Source organism: Ilumatobacter sp. (assembly GCF_046290335.1).
In the GTDB taxonomy this organism is placed as follows: Bacteria; Actinomycetota; Acidimicrobiia; order Acidimicrobiales; family Ilumatobacteraceae; genus Ilumatobacter_A.
Window position 1 is genome coordinate 424,460 of the sequence record NZ_JBKAGH010000002.1, and the last position, 19,282, is coordinate 443,741.

Consider the following 19,282-nt stretch of genomic DNA (forward strand, 5'->3'; position numbering starts at 1 on the left):
CACGCAGGCGGTGATCCGTCTCGAATGATCTGTCGCGAGTCGCGGGTCAGAAGACGAACAACCCAGCGGTGCCCGGACCGGTGTGCGCGCCGACACTCGGCCCGATCCGGTACTGGATCACGTCGGCGACCGCCCGATGCCCGGTGACCCGTCGGGTGATCGCGGCCGACACCGCAGTGCTGGACGCGTCGGAGGTCCCGACCGCGATGCGGAGCCCGCTGGGGTCCGACGGCGACCATGCCAGCGCGTCGTCGACCATGGCCTCGACCGCCTCGTCCAGGTCGATGACGGTGGCCAGGACGTACAGGTCCGGTCCGGTCATGGCGATGATCGGCACCCCGGCCGTGGCGGCCTGTTCCACCGCGAGGTCCTGCGAGCGCCCCGACCGGTCGATGAGTTGCGGTACGCCGACGACGAACGACGTGTGCAACCCAGAGGCGCGCCGCTGCGCGACCTCGACGATCTTCTCGACGCTCGCTCCCGCCGCACGCGCCTCGGCGGCTGCCCACGCACAACACGAGATACCGAAGCTCGCGGTGCCGGTGTCGACGAGGTGGACCCGAGCGTCGACCTCGTCGGCGGCGAGACGTGCCGAGTTGAACGTGCCGCTCATCGACGCCGCGATGTGGATCGACACGATGTCGGTGGCGCCATCGTCGACGAGCGACTGGTAGGAGGCGACGAAGGCACCCGGCGACGGCTGACTGGTCGAGATCTCCGGCGAACGGCCATCCGCCCACGCCTCGTAGAACCGGTCGGCGTCGAGATCGACCCCTTCGAGATGATCGACACCGTCGACCGTGACGGTCAACGCGACGACCGAGATCCCGTACCGCTCCGCCAGCGCTGGCGGCAGCTGGCTGTTGGAGTCGACGACGATGCCGACCCGTTGCGCAGCGCCTCGCCCGGCCGCATCGCGCCGTGCCGCATCCGGTGCTGGATCGCGCCGTGCTGCATCCGGTGCTGCATCCGGTGCTGGATCGGTTGGCGATGGCTCAGAGGACACGGTTCAGCGTCCTTCGACGCGGTCGGCCGGGTTGCCGGCGGCGACGAAACGTCGGGCGATGATCGCGCTCGAGGCGAGTGCGCTGATCGGCAACAACGCCGACGGCTTCGGGCCCCACCCGTTGCGCCACCCCTTCGCCCACCACAACAGCCCACCACCGACCCAGCACGCGCTCGACACCATCGTCGCGGCGAACGACCGTTGCTTCCATGCCGGGATGGCGGCCGTGGCGGTGGCGACGGCGACGTCGATCGGGAAATACACCGGGAACGTCGCGAGGCACTGACCGACGCTGGTCGCGACACCCTTGCCGCCGTTGAACCCGTTCCAGACCGGATAGCAGTGCCCGGCGACCGAGGCGGTCCCGGCGAGATGGGCTCCGGCCGGACCAGCGAGCGCTGCGCCTGCGCCGCACGCGGCGACCCCCTTCGAGATGTCACCGGCCATCACCATGAGCCCGGCTTTGGGCCCGAGCACCTTCATCGCGTTGGCCGACCCGGGGTTGCCGCTGCCCGACGTACGCAGGTCGACGCCGTTGCCCATCGCTCGCGTCACCACGTCGGCGGTCGTGATCGTCCCGAGCAGATACCCGATCCCGACTGCGGAGGCCAGACGCCCCGAGCGAGTGCCGACGACGAAGCGACCCACCCGGGGGAGTCGCCGGAACGAACCGCGCCGTGATCGGCCGGATGAGCTACGCAGAGATCGCGGCATCGGCCCACCATAGAGCCGCGATCCGTCGCGCTGATCGCCTCGCCCCGACAACATTCGGAGAACGGCCCCACAGTGTCGCGGCACTCCGGAATCCACGGTCGCGCGGCATTCGCGCGTGGAACGTCGAAACGCTGCTGTTAGATTCATCTCGCTCTCAACGAGAAGAGGTCCACGCCTCGAATAGGCCCCCATCGTCTAGTGGCCTAGGACACCACCCTTTCAAGGTGGCGGCACGGGTTCGAATCCCGTTGGGGGTGCGGTGCGGCAACGCACTACACATACAGACATACACATGGCAGGTTGACATCTGCCGGGAACACCAACTGGTCCCGTGGTGAAGTCAGGAGTTCACGCCGGCCTGTCAAGCCGGAGGTCGCGGGTTCAAATCCCGTCGGGACCGCTACAGGGGCCACTCACCAAGCAATTGGCGAGTGGCTTTTGTTACATCTGGAGCGAAACCTCCGGCATACGGAGCGCAGGCTCCGGTTTGGTCTCGTAGCTCAGTTGGCAGAGCGCTCGCCTGAAAAGTGAGAGGTCACCGGATCGACGCCGGTCGAGACCACGACGAACACCTCGAACGCCCTGGTGGATCCTGAGATCCGCCAGGGCGTTCGCCGTGTAGTGGTCAACTCGATGCTTGCGAGAAACTCTTGTTGATCGCCGCGGCGCGATTCGCCGTGGCGCGAAGGACTCGGTCGTACAACTCGATGACGAGGTCGGGGGCCTCGGCCCGAAGCCGATCGTGCACCTCGTCGACGAGCACGAGCACCTCGAGATCGGTCTGTGCGGTGACCGTGGCCGTGCGCCGTTCCCCCGTGAGGAAACCCATCTCTCCGACGATCGCTCCCGGTCGCAGCGTCCGCAATCGAACGGTGCGGCCGGAGCGATCGACGAGCGACACGAGAACCGTGCCCGACACGACGACGATCAGTTCGTTGCTCTCGTCCCCCGCCGCGACGAGCACGCTGCCAGCCTCGAGCTGCCTCGTCTCGAACCATGCGAGCAACGCGGGCGAATAGATCTCATCGGTGTCACCGGATTCACCGGTCGGCGCTTGCTCGTCCGCCTCATCACCCGCGGTGCTCGGCGAGAGCCCGAGCAGGTGATCCTCTGCTCGCTCGAGCGCCCCATCGAGGTCGAGGGCGTGCGACGCTGCGAACGACGAGTCGGCTCGGCCGAGCACTGCTGCCGCACGATCGTCGAGGCCCGACCAGATCAGCATCGAGCCCGACGCCGCGACGTCGTCGGTGAGTTCTTCCAGCACGGCGAATGCCGACGAGTCGATGTCGGCGACACGAGTGAAGTCGACCACCACCACCTCGAGCGGCGGCTCCTTCTGAGCAAGAGATTCACGGATCCGCGAGGCGACACCGCTCACCGAACCGAAGAACAGCGAGCCGTGCAGCTCATACACAGCGAGACGATCGGCGAGTTCGGCGAGGCGCTCCTGGTCTTCCATCGAGCGTTCGACGACGCTGTGACGCTCGGCCCCGGTCGACATCAGGCGAACGGCATCGATCCGCGAGTACCGGATGACGAAGAAGACGCACGCAGCAACGAGGCCGACCACGATGCCCTCGAGAATCCCGACGAAACAGATCACCGCGAGGATCAGCACACTCACGGCCCGATCAGACCACGCAGCGGTCGACCGGAGCTGGCGCACCCAGTCGATGATGAGGCCGAGCCCCGCTCCGACGAGCAACCCGCCCGCGGAGAAGCGCGGCAGGTACCCGATGAGTTCGCTGCCGACCAGCGCGACGATCGCGGTGCCCCCACCCACGGCGAGCGGCGCCCACCGCCTGGTCACACCGAGGCGATCTGCCAGCGCCGAGTCGCCGACGCCGTGATAACCCACCAGGCCTCCGACGGGAGCAACGATCAGGTTCGCGATGCCGACCGTCTGCAACTCGGCGTCGAGATCGATCCGTTGCCGCAACAGCGACTGGATGCCGGCGATGTTGAGCAGCACGCCGAGCAGCGAGAGAATGACGACGACGCCGATCTGACCGGACGTGCTCGCCACCGCCGACCAGTCGGCGTCTGCGAACTCCCGCCCGATGAACGCTACCGACTCACCCGAGGGGAAGGGTCCGAGCAGCCAGCCGTCGGCCTCGACCGCGTCGAAGCTCGATGCCGAAGCGACGATTCCGAAGAACGCGAGCGTCGCGATCACCGTCGCGGCACTCGAGATGAGCGGGGGGATCCGGTGTGCCAACGGCACCAGCGCCACGACGAGGCCGAGCACGACCCCGGGAATCCAGAACCTGGCGACGTCGAAGCGCAGCAGCTCGTCGGCGTCGCCCAACGTCCACGACCGACTCGTCATGACGTCGACGCCGCCCTTCAACAGCAACCACCCGGTCCCGGCGAGGAACCCGGCGACGACGGTGGTGGGCATGAAGCGAACCGCACCGGCGAGCCCAGCCCGTCCGATCCCCCAGAGGACAGCGCCGGTGAGGCCGGTCGAGATCGTGAGCACCACGAACACGTCGCGAACCGGGTCGTCGGAGCCGCTCGCCACGATCGCTGCAACCGCTGGCACGAGCACGATCGCTGCGGTGTCTTGCACCACACCGAACGTCAATCGAAACCGCGTCCGCCATCCGAGCACCACCGTGATGGCCCCGGAGGCCAGGAGGAACGTCGAGGCGCCCCGGGCGAGCCCGTCGGCCGCCGATCCGGCGAACACCAAGGCAGCGAACGACGCCGACGCAGTGACCGAGTACAGCAGCAGTGCGGCCACGCCGAGCAGGTCCGACGCACTTGCTGCACTGCTGCGCGGCGGCTCCAATTCGATCGATCCGCCGCTGACCACCCGACATGTCTAGCCGCTCGGACCGCTGCGCTCGGCCGTCATGCGAGAATGCTGCCGTGCAAGCGGGCCGGATTCGAGACGAGTTGCTCGCCGCGTTGGTCCCCACTCTCACACTCCAGCTCGCTGCGTCGCCAGGCTCGACGCATCGAAGGGTCGACGGTTCGATGCTCTCCGCCGACATCTCGGGGTTCACGGCGATGTCCGAGCGCCACTCGGCACAGGGCAGGGCCGGTTCGGAGAAGCTGCTGACGATCATGTCGTCGTGCTTCACCGGCCTGATCGACGCGGCAACTGCACAGGGCGGCGACGTCCTCAAGTTCGGCGGAGATGCTCTCCTGATCCTCTTCACGGGCGGCGATCACCGTCGCAGATGCGCTGCGGCCGGCGTGGCGATGCAACGAGCGCTGCGGGAGTCGCCGGTCGCTCGACGCGCGCGCCTGACGATGACGGTCGGCGCCACGACGGGCTCATTCGACGTGGTGTTGGCGGGGTCCGAGCGCCGCGAGCTTCTCGTCGTCGGACGCTGCGCCGACCGCGTCATTCGACTCGAGTCGGCTGCTGCGACCGGCGAAACCCTCGTCGACTCGGCGATCGCCGAACAGTTCCCGCCTGCAGCAGTCGTCGGCGCCCATCACGGGGGATTCGTCATCGACCCCGAACTGACGTTGCCGGAGACGGCGACCGCTCGACCGTCGAGCGTTGGCTTCCCGCTCGAACCGTTCGTCCCCGGCCCGGTCGTCGAGCAGTTGGACGCGTTCGCCGATCTCGGCGGCGAACATCGCTTCGCGACCGTCGGCTTTCTCGAGGTGAGCGGCGTCAACGAGGCGCTCGACCGAGACCCCGCCGTCGCTGCCCGACGGATCGGTGACGTGATCGACGCGGTCGCCGAGATCTGCGACGGCCTCGGAGTCGCACCGCTCGAGACCGACATCTCGACCGACGGCTTCAAGTTCGTTCTGAGCGCCGGAGCGCCCCTCACACGCGGCAACACGAACGATGCGCTGCTGCGCTCGGCATTGCGCATCGTCGAGTTCGCGACCTCACTGCGTCTCCGCATCGGTGTCCAGACCGGGCGCGTCTTCGCAGGCTTCATCGGGCACCCGCAGCGTCGTACCTATTCGATGATCGGCGACTGCATGAGCACGGCTGCCCGCATGCTGACCGTCGCCGAGGATCGAGACGTGGTCGCCGTGGACGATGTCGTCAGCGGCACGCGCGTTCCATTCGTCACGGACGCGATCGAGCCGTTCGTCGTCAAGGGCAAGAACACGCCCATCACCGCCCACCGAATTCGGGCGGTGTCGAGCGCGCCAGCCGACATCGCGGCGGTCGCAACGCCTCGACCCGACCAGACCTCGGGGCTCATCGGTCGTGACGACGAGGTCGACGCGGCCGTGAGCGAACTGGAACTGGCCGGTGCCTGCGTCGAATTCGTGGGCGAAGCGGGCCTCGGCAAGACCGCGCTCGTCGACGCCGTGCTCGGTGCACTCGCCGGTCACGCCTCGCGCTCGAGAGATCGAGCGAGCGTGGGCCACCGCACCGCCAGGATCACTGCCCACGACAACGGCGCCGCTCCGTACGCCGACCTGGCGCCGGCAGTGCGCCACCTCGTCGGGCTCGACTCGTCGACCGACCTCGAGTCGGATCTCCAGACCGTCGTCGCCACACACGCGCCGGAGCTGGTCGGCGTGCTCCCGTTGATCGCTCAGGCCCTCGGCCTGGAGGTCTCCGACACTGCGACCACCACGGCGATCGAGCCGCGGTTCCGTCGAGACGCCACCGTCGCGGCGGTGGTCGCAGTGCTCGGCGCCATCGACCCCACGTCGACGAGTCTGCTCGTGGTCGACGACGCCCACTGGCTCGACGAGTCGTCGGCAGCGCTGCTCGCCGGCGTCGCGGCGAACACCACGGGTGCCGGACCGCGGGTGCTCATGACGACCAGGATCGCGCCATCCGCCGAGCATCGCGTTCGTCGCATCGACCTGGCGCCACTCGACGACGCCAGCATCAAGCAGCTCGCAACGTCGATGGATGGACGTGCGCTCTCCGACGAAGAACTCGACCTCATCGCCGACCGGGCAGCCGGCAACCCATTGCTCGCAACCGAGCTGGTCCGAGCCATGGCAACCGCCGATCTCGGCGCGTTGCCCGACTCCATCGAGCGACTGGTCGCGGTTCGTATCGACGCGCTCGCGCCGGCAGCTCGACGACTGCTCCGGATCGCTGCGGTCATCGGTTCGGAGTTCGACATCGACACCCTCGATGCCGTGCTTGCGATCGACGGGGCAACGATCGCCGCCACGCTCCGCGATGACCTCGGCGATCTGGTGCGGTCGATCGACGGTGAGCGTTGGGTCTTCGAGCGATCCGTCCACCGCGACGTCGCGTACGGAGGGCTTCCCTTCCGCGAACGCCGCAGACTCCATGCTCTGGTCGGGGAGCACCTCGAAGCAGCGGCGGCCGACCACGACGACCTCGACGCGCTCGCCGCCACGCTGTCGGTGCACTGGGCGAACGCCGGACGCCACGATGCGGCGTGGACGTGTTCGGTCGTCGCGGGGAACCGTGCCGTGCGGGCGTCGTCACCGCATGATGCGATCGGGGCCTACTCCCGAGCGTTGGAGTCGGCTCGGCACGCTCGATCGGTGACCGCACGTCAACGCGCCGACGTGGCGATCCGTCTCGGCGACGTCGCCGAGACAGCGGGTCGCTACGACGTCGCGGCTGCTGCGTACGAACGCGCCCGCCGAGCGCTCCCCGCCGACGATCCAGGACGACTCGGTCTGTTCCGCCGACGCGGCATTCTCCACGAGCGCGAGGGCCGCTATGCACAAGCGCTGCGGTGGTACGTGCGCGGCCAGTCTGTCGCCGACGAACGAGGAGACCGCACCGAATCGGTCGAGTTGGACGTCGCGATCGCCGGAATCCGATTCCGCCAGGCGCGCTACGAAGAGAGCGTCGCCGCGGCCACCGCCGCCGCCGACGACGGCGACGCGCCACCGAAGATCCGACTTCGAGCGTGCTACATCGTGCAACTCGCCGCTCAGTACCTCGGTGATCGCAGTCGCCGCGACCGGTACGGAGCTCTCGGTTCCGAGCTCGCCACAGCAGCCGACGATCCGGTGCTCGAAGCCAACCTCTACAACAATCTCGGCATCTCCGCCTACTACGAAGACGACCTCGACCACGCGGCCGAACTGTATGAACGAGCCGCTGCGCTGCGTACCGCCTCAGGCGACCTGATCGGCGCCGTGACGTCGGTGAACAACCTCGGGGAACTCCGGTCCGATCAGGGCCTCCTCGACGAGGCCGAGGCCCTGTTCGACGAGGCACTGCGACGCGCGGCTGCGGCGGGCTACGAGATGGCGGTCCACGTCGCCGAATCGAATCTCGGCCGGCTCGCCACCCGCCGCGGCGACCATGACAGCGCCCGCCGGCTGCTGACCGCCGCGTTGGCCGGCTTCGAGCGCATCGGCTCGGTCGGATTCGCGCTCGAAACCCGCCTCCGTCTGCTCCAGAACGAACCACCGGAACGGCTGTCGGAACGCTCGGTGCTCGACCTGCTCCGCGACGGCGAACGGCTGGGGGGAGGGGCGATCATCGAAGCACCCACTCGACGCCTGCTGGCTCGGCTTCGACGTGGCGCTGGCGACGTCGACGGAGCGAGGCATGCCCTCGAACGCGCACTCGCTTCGGCGCGTCGCGAGCACCTCAACGGTGAGGTGCGCACCTGCACCGACGAACTCGAGGCCATCGGTACCTTCGGCTGACCGCACGCGAACCGGGCTACTCCACCCGCGGTGGGGTGTCGGAGTGCGCGACCTTCAGGCGCCCTCGGTGTCGGGAGACCGCCACGAACGCCAGTCCCGCCAACACGAGCACCCACGCGTATCGCAGCGGAAGGCCACCGTTGCCCGTCGAGGGAAGCGCAGCGTCGACACCAGCTCGCCGAACCGTCAGCACGAACTCGGTGTCGGACGAGTTGCCGGATTCGTCCGTTGCGGTGCAGGTGATCGTGTTCGGCCCCACGGCGAACACACTGCCCGGGCCCGGGGTGCACGCGACGGACACGACACCGGAGTTGTCGGTCGCTGACGGCCGGGCGTAGTCGACCGAGCCATCGGACCCGGAGGCGATCACCGCAACCACATCGTCGGCTCGGTCGAAGACGGGGGCCTCGTCGTCGCGGACCACCACCTCGAATGACGCCCGGCCGACGTTGCCGGCTTCGTCCTCGGCGGCGCAGCTGACCTCGGTCCGTCCGATCGAGAAGCGGGTGCCTGATGCAGGAGCGCAACGAACGGAGATGCCGCCGGCGAGTTCGGCGAGTCGAGCGACGGTGGGTGGCCAGACGTCGGAGGCCGACGGCGCTCTCCCGATGAGCCCGTCGTCGGTCGCCGTGACCGTGTAGGTCACGAGCGCGTCGGGCCGTCCGGGGTCCGTCGTCACCTGTACCGAACCCCCCGATGGCACCACGATCGTCGGCGGCGTCGTATCAGGATCCGGGTCGGGGTCCGGATCGGGGTCGGGGTCCGGATCGGGGTCCGGGTCCGGATCGGGGTCCGGATCGGGGGCGGTCACGAGGAACTGCGAGGTGGCCGTGGCGCTCACGCCGATTGCGTCGATCCCGATGACGACGAGCGAATGCGGACCGGCCGCCGGCATCACGACGTCACCGTCGACGACCGGCTCCCCGTCGAGGGTGGCCGAGCAGGAGGTGATGCCGGTCGCCGCGTCGGAACAGCGGAAGTCGATGATGATCGCGACGCCGACGTCCACCGTCGAGGCATCGGCCGGGCTGAAGATCTCGACGACCGGAGGCGTCGTGTCGAACACGACCGTCTCGGTGCGGCGAGCACCCGACTCGGTCGTGAACGTGACCGTGTGACCGCCATCGCCGAGTACGGCAGGATCGAGGACGACCTCGGTCGATGCACTCCCGACGATGATGGGCCCTCCGTCGATCTGAACGTCGACCGCTCGCCCGAGCGCGGTCGCTGTCAACGTGACGGACGAGTCGAGCAGACCTCCGAGCGGCTGGGTCGACGAGACCTCGATGACACCCACCGGCGCCGGCGCAGTGGTCGCGGAGTACCCGCGCGCCTTGTTGGTGGTGAGTGACGTGTTGCCGTTGCCGTCGACCGCCTGGATGATGAGCTCGACCTCGCCAGGCTCGACGAGCGTCGAGCCGCTCCAGGTGTCGCCGTTCCCGCGGATCATCTCGACCCGCGTCCAGGGGCTCGACGTTCCGGCATCGACGGACACGAGCGCGAACACCCGCACCACGTTGTCGGCCACATCGTCCGTCACCGACGCGTCGATGACGAGAACATCACCCGCCGGCGTCGACTTGGTGGTGGACCGGACCGTGCGGAACGTCGGTGGCGACTGATCGGCATCGTCGCTCGGATCCCGATAGAAGGTCTCGATCTCGATCTCGTCGAACAGCCGCTGCGTGCCCGTGCCGTCGGCGTCGGTGCTCCTGAACGTACCGAGCACCGCGGTCACCGATTGACGCGGCCCCTCCGGAGTCCGGTACGACGACACGTACACCGCGGGCTCGGTGGCGATGTTGCCCACGTTCGGTTCGGCCTCGACATCGGAGTCGGCGACGATCGGGCGAGCCAGATCGGGATCCACCCCCACGATGTCGGAGGTGACCAGCTGCGAGATGACCGCGCCCTGAGCGATCCGCGAGGGCTCGAGTCCACTCGCGTCGACGCTACTCACGTCGTAGCTGACCGTGGGCAGGATCGGCGAGAACGGGGTGCTCTGCGTGCCGATCACGCCAGTGTCGCCGAGCGGCAGCGACGCGGCGAACACCGTGCCACCGTCCACCGCGACCGGAGCGAAGTCGGCTGCGACCGCCGTCGCCCCGACGTCGAGGTCGGTCCCGGGCCCGGGCGAGGTCGACGGACTGGGAGGAATCGGTGCAGGGGCCGGCGTCGCGTCGACGGCGAGTTGGTAGAAGGGAATGCCGTAGAAGGTCGCTTGTTGGAGCACCTTCTCGTCGAACGCTCCGTAGGTCGCCTGCTGCGTGCCGAGATACTCCTGCTTCGCGTAGAACAGCGCATCGCCCACCTTGACCGACCCATCGAGCCGATCGGCGTAGAGCACCATCAGTCGTTCGGTCAGCTCGACGCCCTCGGTCTCGCCGTACCCGAATCCGGTGTTGCCGACCCACACGGCGCCTTGCCGGGCGAACGCTTGCGCCCAGTCGAGCGCGATTCCGTCGGTGATGCCGGGGAACAGTTCGTCGGGTACCGACAAGCCGCTGTGGCATCCCATCGAGAACAGCGCTCTTGCCTCGAGACGCCCCGCGAGGGCGGCTGCGTCGACATCGGCGGTCGTGAACAGATCGGTCTCCGACCCGGTTGCGTTCTGGTCGGCCGGCAACGCCCGATAGTGGTCGAAGTGCGCATTGACCGACGAGATGTTCGGAGACGCATCGCCGCTCGGGAACAACGCGTCCGACAGGTCGTCGGCGGTCCAGGTCTCGTTGATCAGTTCGGCGACCGACTCGGTGTCGGGGAGCGCTGCGACGCTGTCGACGAGTTCGTCGGCACCGTCGGTGAGGAAGTCGTACCCGGTGATCAATGCGGTCGACGGATCGAGTTGGCCGTCGAAACCGATGAACGTGGCGATCTGACCGGCGATCTCCTCGGGGCGCTCGACGAGACGGCCGAGACCCACGTCGGTCACGTACAGGATTCGGTCACCGGATCGGATCGGATCGGTGTCGCCATAGGGGTCGTCGGTCAGGAAGTGACCGGTGCGCAACGCGCCGTCGAGGCTGTTGGATTCGGCGTCGAGGAACGTGTTCGCGTACGACCGCTCGTTGGCGATGGTCGTGTCGTCGGCGATGCGGGCCATCGGCACGATGTCGTCGTCACCGACGATCATGATCTGTTCGATATCGGTCGTCGGGTCGGCAGCACGAAGCTCGTCGACCAAGTCGTTGATCGCCGCGACGACCCGATTCGCGTTGCTCGGTTCGCAAGCGGCTGCATCGAGCGCGTCGTAGGCAGCACGTACCGCGTCGTCGCCCTCGACGGGCACGACCACCGCCGTCGTACCGAGCGACGGGTTGGTGACGTTGGTGTAGGCGACGAGGTCGTCGACGGCATCGAGGGCAATGGCCGCGTCGGGGCCGTACTTGCCGACGAGTCGCTCTTCGTTGACGAGGATCAAGGTGTCGACACCGGCCATCTGCGCCGCGGACGGGAGCGTCCCGCGGTCGGCGATCGATTGGTACGACTGCGGACGGCACGGCTGGGCTGCGGGCGCAGCGTTGGTGCCGACGAAGAGCGCGTACGGGTCGGGGCTCGTCGCTCCGGCGAATCCGCTCACCTGGATGTAGTAGGTACCCGCGGTACGAGCCGAGCGGACCGTCACCCGCTCGTTGTCGAGGTTGCGTCCCGCCGACACTGCGACGACCGGAAGATCGAGCAACGGAACGTCGCGCTGCACGACGGATCCGTTGTCGTTCCGGGCCGGATCGAGCGTGATCTCGGGAAGTTCCGACGGGTCGATCGAGCGCAGTGGCGTCGCCAATTCCACCGCCGGCGGGCCGTACACGACGAGGTCGTAGTCGGCGGGGAGATCGCTCAAGGCAACCGACAGGCGACTCCCCGCGGGCAGGTCGACGGCGAACAGGTCGACGTCGAGTGCGGTCGAGATGTGGCTGGCGTAGATGGTGTTCGCCGTCACCGAGACGATCCCGGAGTCGCCGGGGGCGTCGTTCGGCTCGAAGGCGTCGTCGATCCCCACCGAGATCACCCCCGATGCAGCGACCTCGGTGCCGACGATCGAACCGTCGGTCGTGATCGTGCTCGTCCCCAGTGAGACCGCAGGAATCACGTCGACGTCGATCTCGTAGCGCACGTCGGAGCGGACTCCCGAGAGAATCCACTCGAGTCGGTTGTCGTTCACGACCGGTTCGCCCGCTCCGTCCGGCAAGGCGTTGCCGTCGGTCGCGCGGATCTCGGTCGACCCTGGCGCGTACTCGGCGTCGTTCGGCAAGGTCGAACGGATGACGACGGTGCGGTCGAAGCCGAGCCCACCGATCACCTGGAAGGTGCTGGTGAACGTCTGCGGGGCCGAGGTCGCCTCGAGTGCGAGCGCATCGAGTTCGACATCGCTCCAGTCGTGGCCGTTCGTCCCCACCAGGCTCAGCAACACGTCGGCGAAGGTGAGATCGGTCGGACCGGTGATGGCTTCGAGCAGTTGGGCGAGCGTGGTCGCACCGTAGGCGTCGAGCTCACCGATCACGACCTCGTGCCAGTCCGACACCTGGGCGAGGGTCGCCCCGTTCCAGTCGACGTCGCCGGAACCCAAGGTCGGGTGCAAGGCGAGCAGATCGCCGAGCCGCTGACCGTCGAGCGCCGGGAGCAGCTGCTCGATCGATTGGGCAGCGAAGTCGGGACTGCTGTCGGGAAGACCCGCGAGGACCATGCCGTCGTGGCGGTCGAGGTCACGCAGCCGTACGTAGCCGTTGCGGATGAGGTTGTCGCGCAACTCGCCCTCTGCGGCACCGAGACCGGCCAGGAGATCGCCGAGGGTCACCCCGGTCAGCGCGTCGCCGAGGGTGCCGAGCGCGGTCCCGCCGACCTCGGTCCGTCCGGCGGGAAGGTCGCGCAGCGTCAGGTCGTCGGCGGTGAGGAAGCCTGCCAGCGTGCCGGCCGGACCACCTGCGAGTGTGGCGACCTGGGCACGGATCGCATCGGCGTCCAAGCCGTCGATGCCGACCAGGTCGGCGAGGCGAACGCCGGTGTTGGCGCCTTCGAACACGGCCAGCGTCGCGGCACCCCGCAACGCTCCCGCTCGTGCGGCGTCGTCGAGATCGAATTCGGCACCGCAGTCGATCCGGCCGCAATCGACGACGGCGTCGAGCTCGGCGACCGGAATCGAACCGATCGGAATGCTCCCGATCGGTGAGACGGCGAGGTCGATCGACCCGATCGGAATCGACCCGATGGGAATCGACCCGATCGGAATGCTGCCGATCGGAATACTGCCGATCGGAATCGAACCGATGGGAATCGACCCGATCGGAATGCTGCCGATCGGAATGCTCCCGATCGGAATCGAACCGATCGGTGACGCTGCCAGATCGATCGAGCCGATCGGGGTGGACGCGATCGACACGCCGGCAACGTCGACGCGGACGCCATCGACGCTCGCGATCGGAATCGACCCGATCGGAATCGACGCAATCGGAATCGAACCGATCGGTGCGGCCTGGAGGTCGATCGAACCGATCGGGATGCTGCCGATCGGCGAGGCGGCGATGCCCGGCCCTGCGGTCAGGTCGCCGAGTGCGATCTGACCGATCGTGATCGAGCCGATCGGAATCGACCCGATCGGCGTGCCGGCGATGTCGATCGACCCGATCGGAATACTGCCGATCGGAATCGACCCGATCGGAATCGACCCGATCGGAATACTGCCGATCGGAATCGACCCGATCGGCGTGCCCTGGATGGCGAGGTCGACGAGGGAGTCCTCTGCCGGGTCGGCCGGCGGGGTGGACGCGCAGTTGTAGGTCGGGCTGATGTTGCCGAGGAGATCGCACCAGGTCTGTCCGTTCGGAAGCGGCAGGTCGTCGAGTGACGTCGACGACAGCGCGATCGAACCGATCGGGATCGACCCGATCGGCGTCGCCGAGAGATCGAGCGTGCCGAGCGGCTGATCGTCGATCAGACCGGCATCGAGGACCTGCGCGAACGTCACGTTCTGCAGTGGTAACCCTTCGAACGCGGAACCGAGGAGCACCGATTCCCATCCGCCTTCGATCACGATGTCGGACAGCAGGATCGATTCGAGCAACTCCCGACCCACGCCGTCGGTCCCGGGGTCGATCCCCAGGCGAGACATCGTGGTGCGTTCGAGCACCTCGTTCGGAGCCGTCTCGGTCGACGCACCGTCGACGGTCTCGAGCGACGTGCTCGCCACGTTGGAGTCGGCGCCGCCGAACCCCTCGATCGCCTCGGCCGGAAGGAGATCGACCGGGATGCCGGTCTCGCCGGCGACCAGTGTGGCGCTCGACGAGAGCACGTTGACGACCAGGTCGGGATTGTCGACACCGGGCGCAGTCCGACTTCGAGTCCAGTACACCGCGCCCGCATCGGGACCGAGTTCGTTGTCGTCTCGTGGCGCGCCGATGAGCACCTCGAGGCCCGACACCGCGATGCCGTTGCCGAAGAAGGCGTCGGCTTCGCTGCGGTCGGAGGCCTGCAGGTACTGGGTCTCGACCCAGGTGCCTTCGCGACGCGTGATGATGTGGGCAGACCCCGTACGCCCGTTGGCGCCGGGCCGGTTCCCCGCATTGCGCGACGCCACGACGACCACGTCGCCGTCGATGTCCACGTTCGATCCGAACGCGTTCGCCACGTCGGCATTGGACGCCTTGACGAGTTGCGGCGAGCCGTACACCCCCGGACCGGTGGTCTGGTCGTAGAACCAGACGCCGCCCGATCCCTGGTGCGCACCGTGCCCGACCACGAGCCGTGCTCCGTCGACGGCCACCGATTCGCCGAACTGGGCGTCGCCGACGACGGGACCATCGGGAGACGTCAACGTGGTCGTGACCGCCGACGGCCATGCGCCACCATCGCGAACGAGGAGCCACACGGCGCCCTGATCGGCGTTCTCGAATTTGGAGCCGATCGCTGCGACGTCGCCGGAGATCGCGACATCGATCTCCTCGCGAGCCTCGGTCGACAGATCGACATCTGCGGTGACTGCCCAGGTCGTCGGTCCGGTTCGCTCGAAGATCTCGACCTTGGCGGTCGCACCGAGGCGAGCGATCGAGGCGACGGCGATGGTGGATCCATCGAGGTCGACGGCTCGCCAGCGGTCACCGACCGACACGTTGCTCACATGCGCAAAGGGAGATGCGTCGTCGGGGCGCTCGAACACGTCGACGCGCGACTGCGCGATGTTGGTCAGCGACTCGGGGCTCGCACTGACCACCACCAGCGTGTTGCCGTCGAGTGCGACGTCGTAGCCGAACTCGGCCTCGGACCAGAGCCCACCCGGAACATCGTCGATCACCTGATCGAGCACCCACGCCCCGTCGAGCGTCTGGCGGAGCACTTCGACGCGACCGGCTCCGTCGGGCTGCCCGACCGCAGCCGTCGTTCCCGACATGGCGACAGCGGTGCCGTACGCCTCGCTGAACAGCGAACTGGACGACAGCAGTTTGTTGTCGGCGGCCGGCTGGGCGACCTGCACGTGGTGGATCGATCCGCGGTGGAGTTGGGAGAACGCATTCAGGCCCGGTGCTCCGATCAGGAGTCCGTCGTTCGGCCCGAATGCCAGGGCGGCGCCGTAGCGGTGCCGAGGATCGGCGATCACGGGCGAGACGGCTTCGACGTGGAGATACTGGCCGGCCACGCCGTCGAGATCGAAGACCCCCACGCCGGTCGGGATCGACGTGTTGAAGTCGGGGCCCGGTGCTCCGACCGCGATCCGAGTGCCGTCAAGTGACACCGCCGCACCGAAGCTGGACTGCGCGACTCGCGTGTCGGGCACGATCTTCGGAAACGGAACGTACGCCGTGCCGTCGAATTGATAGACCCAGGCCGCTCCGGTGCCGGAGGACTCTCCCGGATGGCCGACGGCGATCGTCTGTCCGCCGTTGCTCACGGCGAGCGACGATCCGAAGCGCGTGTCACCGGCGGTGTCGACATCGGGATTCGTCAAGGTGACATCGGCGGGGCTGGTCGCCCAGCCGTTGGCGAAGTCTCCGATCCGCTGGAAGATCTCGACGATCCCGGCGCCGCCGTTCGCGTCAGGATGCCCGACGGCCATCGTGAACCTGTTGCCCGAGCGCCCGATCGAGATGCGGCTGTCGGCGGTCTGGGGCACCGTCGTGAGCGTGCGCAGCCGGGTCCCATCGGTCACACGGAAGACGTCGAGACCCACGCCGCCCGACAGGCTGTACAGGAAGTTCGCGTCGAGTTCGATGTCACGACGAGCGGTCGAGACGATCGCCGTCTCGGTGAAACTCGTTCCCGATCTCGTCCAGATCACCGTTCCGCCAGTCGACCCAGTCGACGACGACGATGCCGCGAACCGGTTGCCGTGCACCGCGACGGATTTGCCGAGGTTCACCCGATTGGGTGAGCCTCCGAACCCGTCGAACGTCCGCCGGTGCACCCAATCTGCCTCGACGTACTCGAAGATGTGAACCGCGCCGTTCGAGGAACCCACCTTCGGTTCCCCGACGATCGCCCAGTTGCCGTCGATGTCGACGTCCGCGCCGAATCGTGCGCTAAACACCGGATCACCGAAGATTCCCTCGAACGGAACCTGCAGCGCCTGGGCGGCCGGAGCGTTCGTGCCGCCGATGCCGGGAACGATGGTGGCGAACGCGACGGCGAGCGCAACCAGCGCCCGGAGCGCGGTCCCCCGTACGACACCGTCGACCCTCGAGTTGTTCATGTTCGCCCGCTTCTGTTCGTCCCGGGCGGAGCTTTGCCGCGTCGCGACGGCCAGGTCAACACACGAGCTACTCAATTTGCCCGAAATCGACCGCTCGGATTACTCAGTCGCTCCGCTCAGCGTCAGCTCGTGTACGTCTGCAGTTGCCCGCCGTCGGCAGCGAGTTGTGCGAGCAATGGCGACAGGTCCCAGTGCTTGCCGCCGAGCGACTCGCTGTAGCCCGTGATCTTGTCGACGATCTCGGCGAGGCCGATGCTGTCGGCCCAGTGCATCGGGCCGCCCCGGTAGAGCGGCCAACCGTAGCCGTTGACCCACACGACGTCGATGTCGCTGCCCCGGATGGCGATCTTCTCCTCCAGGATCTTCGCGCCCTCGTTCACCATCGGGTACAGCAGGCGTTCGAGGATCTCCTGATCGCTGATCTCGCGCTGCTCGATGCCCTTGCCGATCGCGAAGTCCTTGATCAGTTGCTCCACTTCGGGGTCGGGCGTCGCGGCACGGGTGTCGGGGTCGTAGGTGTAGTAGCCGCGGCCGTTCTTCTGGCCGCGCCGGCCGTTCTCGCACAGGATCTCGCGGATCGTCGACGACGACGAGGACTCTTCCTTCCAGCCGATGTCGAGGCCGGCGAGGTCGCTCATCGAGAACGGCCCCATCGGGAACCCGAACTCGTACAGGACCGAATCGACCTGGGCCGGTGTCGCGCCTTCGAGGATCATCCGCTCGGCCTCCGCGCCTCGCATGAACAACATCCGGTTGCCGACGAAACCGGGGCACACCCCGACCATCACGCACACCTTGTTGATCTTCTTGCCGATGGCCATCGTGGTCGCCACCACCGAATCGGACGACTTCGCGCCTCGGACGTTCTCGAGCAGCTTCATCACGTTGGCCGGCGAGAAGAAGTGCATGCCGATCACGCTCTCGGGTCGCGAGGTGACCGCGGCGATCTCGTCGATGTCGAGCGCGGACGTGTTCGAGGCGAGTAGCGCTCCCGGCTTGCAGATCTCGTCGAGTTCACGGAAGATCGACTGCTTCAACTCCATGTCCTCGAACACGGCCTCGATGACCATGTCGCAGTCGGCGAAATCGGCCTTGTCGGTCGAGCCGGTGATCAACGCCATGCGCTGCTCGACCATCTCCGCAGTGTTGGAACGTGACCGCTCGTAGTTCTTGCGGACGACGGCCAACCCGCGATCGAGCGACGCCTGATCACGTTCCACGATCGTGACGGGGATACCGACGTTCGCGAAGTTCATGGCGATGCCGCCGCCCATCGTGCCGGCGCCGAGCACACCGACACGCTGGACGTCGATGAGAGGGGTGTCTTTCGGGATGTCGGGAATCTTGTTGGCGGCGCGCTCGGCGAAGAACGCGTAGCGCTGCGCCGCAGACTGCGGGCCCGTCATCAACTCGAGGAACAGCTTGCCTTCGACAGCGAGCCCCTCGTCGAAGGGCAGGTTGGCCGCCGCCTCGATGCAGCGGATGTTGTATTCCGGAGCGAGGAAGCCGCGGGTCTTGCGAGCGATCGACGCACGGAAGTCGGCGAACAACTGCTCATCGCCCTTCGCGTCGGCGACCTTGTCGTCGCGGTCACGCACCCGCAGCAACGGCATCGCCTCGGTCACCGCACGAGCGGCGAAGCTGACCGCGGCGGCGCGCAACGCGTCGACATCGCCGTCGACCACGTCGTCGACCAGGCCGTCTCCGAGGGCTTCGGCGCTGCTGACATGGCGACCTGACGTCATCATCTCCAGCGCCTTCGGTACGCCGACGAGACGCGGGAGACGCTGTGTTCCACCAGCACCCGGGAGCAGGCCGAGGTTGACCTCGGGAAGTCCGAGCTTCGCCGACGCGACCGCCACGCGATAGTGCGCGCACAGCGCGACTTCGAGTCCGCCGCCGAGCGCGGTGCCGTGGATCGCAGCGATCACCGGAACCGGAGCGTCTTCCATCGCCGCTTGGACCTCCTGCAAGCCGACGGCCTGCGGCGCTCCGCCGCCGAACTCGGAGATGTCGGCTCCGGCGATGAACGTACGACCGGCGCAGATCACGACGATCGCCTGCGCGCCGTCGGCGACCGCCTGGGTCATCGCGTCGAACAACCCCTGGCGAACATGCCAGCTCAAGGCGTTGACGGGAGGATTGTCGACGACGACGAGGGCGACGTCGACGCCGGCCTCCTGCACACGTTCGAGACTGACGGATTCCGAGACAGCGGTCATTCCCACAGTCAAGCAGCCTCGCCGTCACCGCCCGAAAGCGACAGAGTGGGTCAGACCCACTCTGTCGCTGTCCCG

6 protein-coding genes and 3 tRNA genes are annotated in these 19,282 nt (G+C 67.7%); 4 read left to right on the forward strand and 5 right to left on the reverse strand.

Going from position 1 to position 19,282, the window contains the following annotated elements:
- Positions 1-46 precede the first annotated feature (46 nt).
- Together ACE37B_RS10520 and ACE37B_RS10525 are read right to left on the reverse strand one after the other, a co-directional pair.
- On the reverse strand, positions 47-1,006 hold the full coding sequence (locus ACE37B_RS10520) for a DegV family protein (protein ID WP_409923282.1): 960 nt from the start codon (positions 1,004-1,006) through the stop codon (positions 47-49).
- A 3-nt stretch (positions 1,007-1,009) separates the two neighbouring features.
- On the reverse strand, positions 1,010-1,720 hold the full coding sequence (locus ACE37B_RS10525) for a glycerol-3-phosphate acyltransferase (protein ID WP_409923283.1): 711 nt from the start codon (positions 1,718-1,720) through the stop codon (positions 1,010-1,012).
- A 184-nt stretch (positions 1,721-1,904) separates the two neighbouring features.
- Here ACE37B_RS10525 and ACE37B_RS10530 point away from each other — a divergent pair.
- From ACE37B_RS10530 to ACE37B_RS10540, 3 genes are all read left to right on the forward strand, one after another.
- Positions 1,905-1,977, forward strand: a tRNA-Glu gene (locus ACE37B_RS10530).
- Between the two features lie 68 nt (positions 1,978-2,045).
- Positions 2,046-2,120, forward strand: a tRNA-Asp gene (locus ACE37B_RS10535).
- 89 nt (positions 2,121-2,209) lie between these two features.
- A tRNA-Phe gene (locus tag ACE37B_RS10540) sits at positions 2,210-2,282 on the forward strand.
- Between the two features lie 63 nt (positions 2,283-2,345).
- Here ACE37B_RS10540 and ACE37B_RS10545 read toward each other — a convergent pair.
- Complete coding sequence (locus tag ACE37B_RS10545; RefSeq protein WP_409923284.1) at positions 2,346-4,538, reverse strand: cyclic nucleotide-binding domain-containing protein; 2,193 nt, start codon at positions 4,536-4,538, stop codon at positions 2,346-2,348.
- 56 nt (positions 4,539-4,594) lie between these two features.
- Between ACE37B_RS10545 and ACE37B_RS10550 the strand changes: the two genes are divergently transcribed.
- Positions 4,595-8,308 carry a tetratricopeptide repeat protein gene (locus tag ACE37B_RS10550; RefSeq protein WP_409923285.1) on the forward strand — a complete coding sequence of 1,238 codons (3,714 nt, stop codon included), beginning with the start codon at positions 4,595-4,597 and terminating at the stop codon, positions 8,306-8,308.
- A 16-nt stretch (positions 8,309-8,324) separates the two neighbouring features.
- Here ACE37B_RS10550 and ACE37B_RS10555 read toward each other — a convergent pair whose 3' ends face one another.
- Together ACE37B_RS10555 and ACE37B_RS10560 are read right to left on the reverse strand one after the other, a co-directional pair.
- The gene (locus ACE37B_RS10555) at positions 8,325-16,985 is read right to left on the reverse strand and encodes an HYR domain-containing protein (RefSeq protein ID WP_409923286.1); all 8,661 of its coding nucleotides are present in this window, start codon (positions 16,983-16,985) and stop codon (positions 8,325-8,327) included.
- A 122-nt stretch (positions 16,986-17,107) separates the two neighbouring features.
- Complete coding sequence (locus ACE37B_RS10560) at positions 17,108-19,207, reverse strand: 3-hydroxyacyl-CoA dehydrogenase NAD-binding domain-containing protein (RefSeq protein WP_409923287.1); 2,100 nt, start codon at positions 19,205-19,207, stop codon at positions 17,108-17,110.
- Positions 19,208-19,282: the final 75 nt, after the last annotated feature.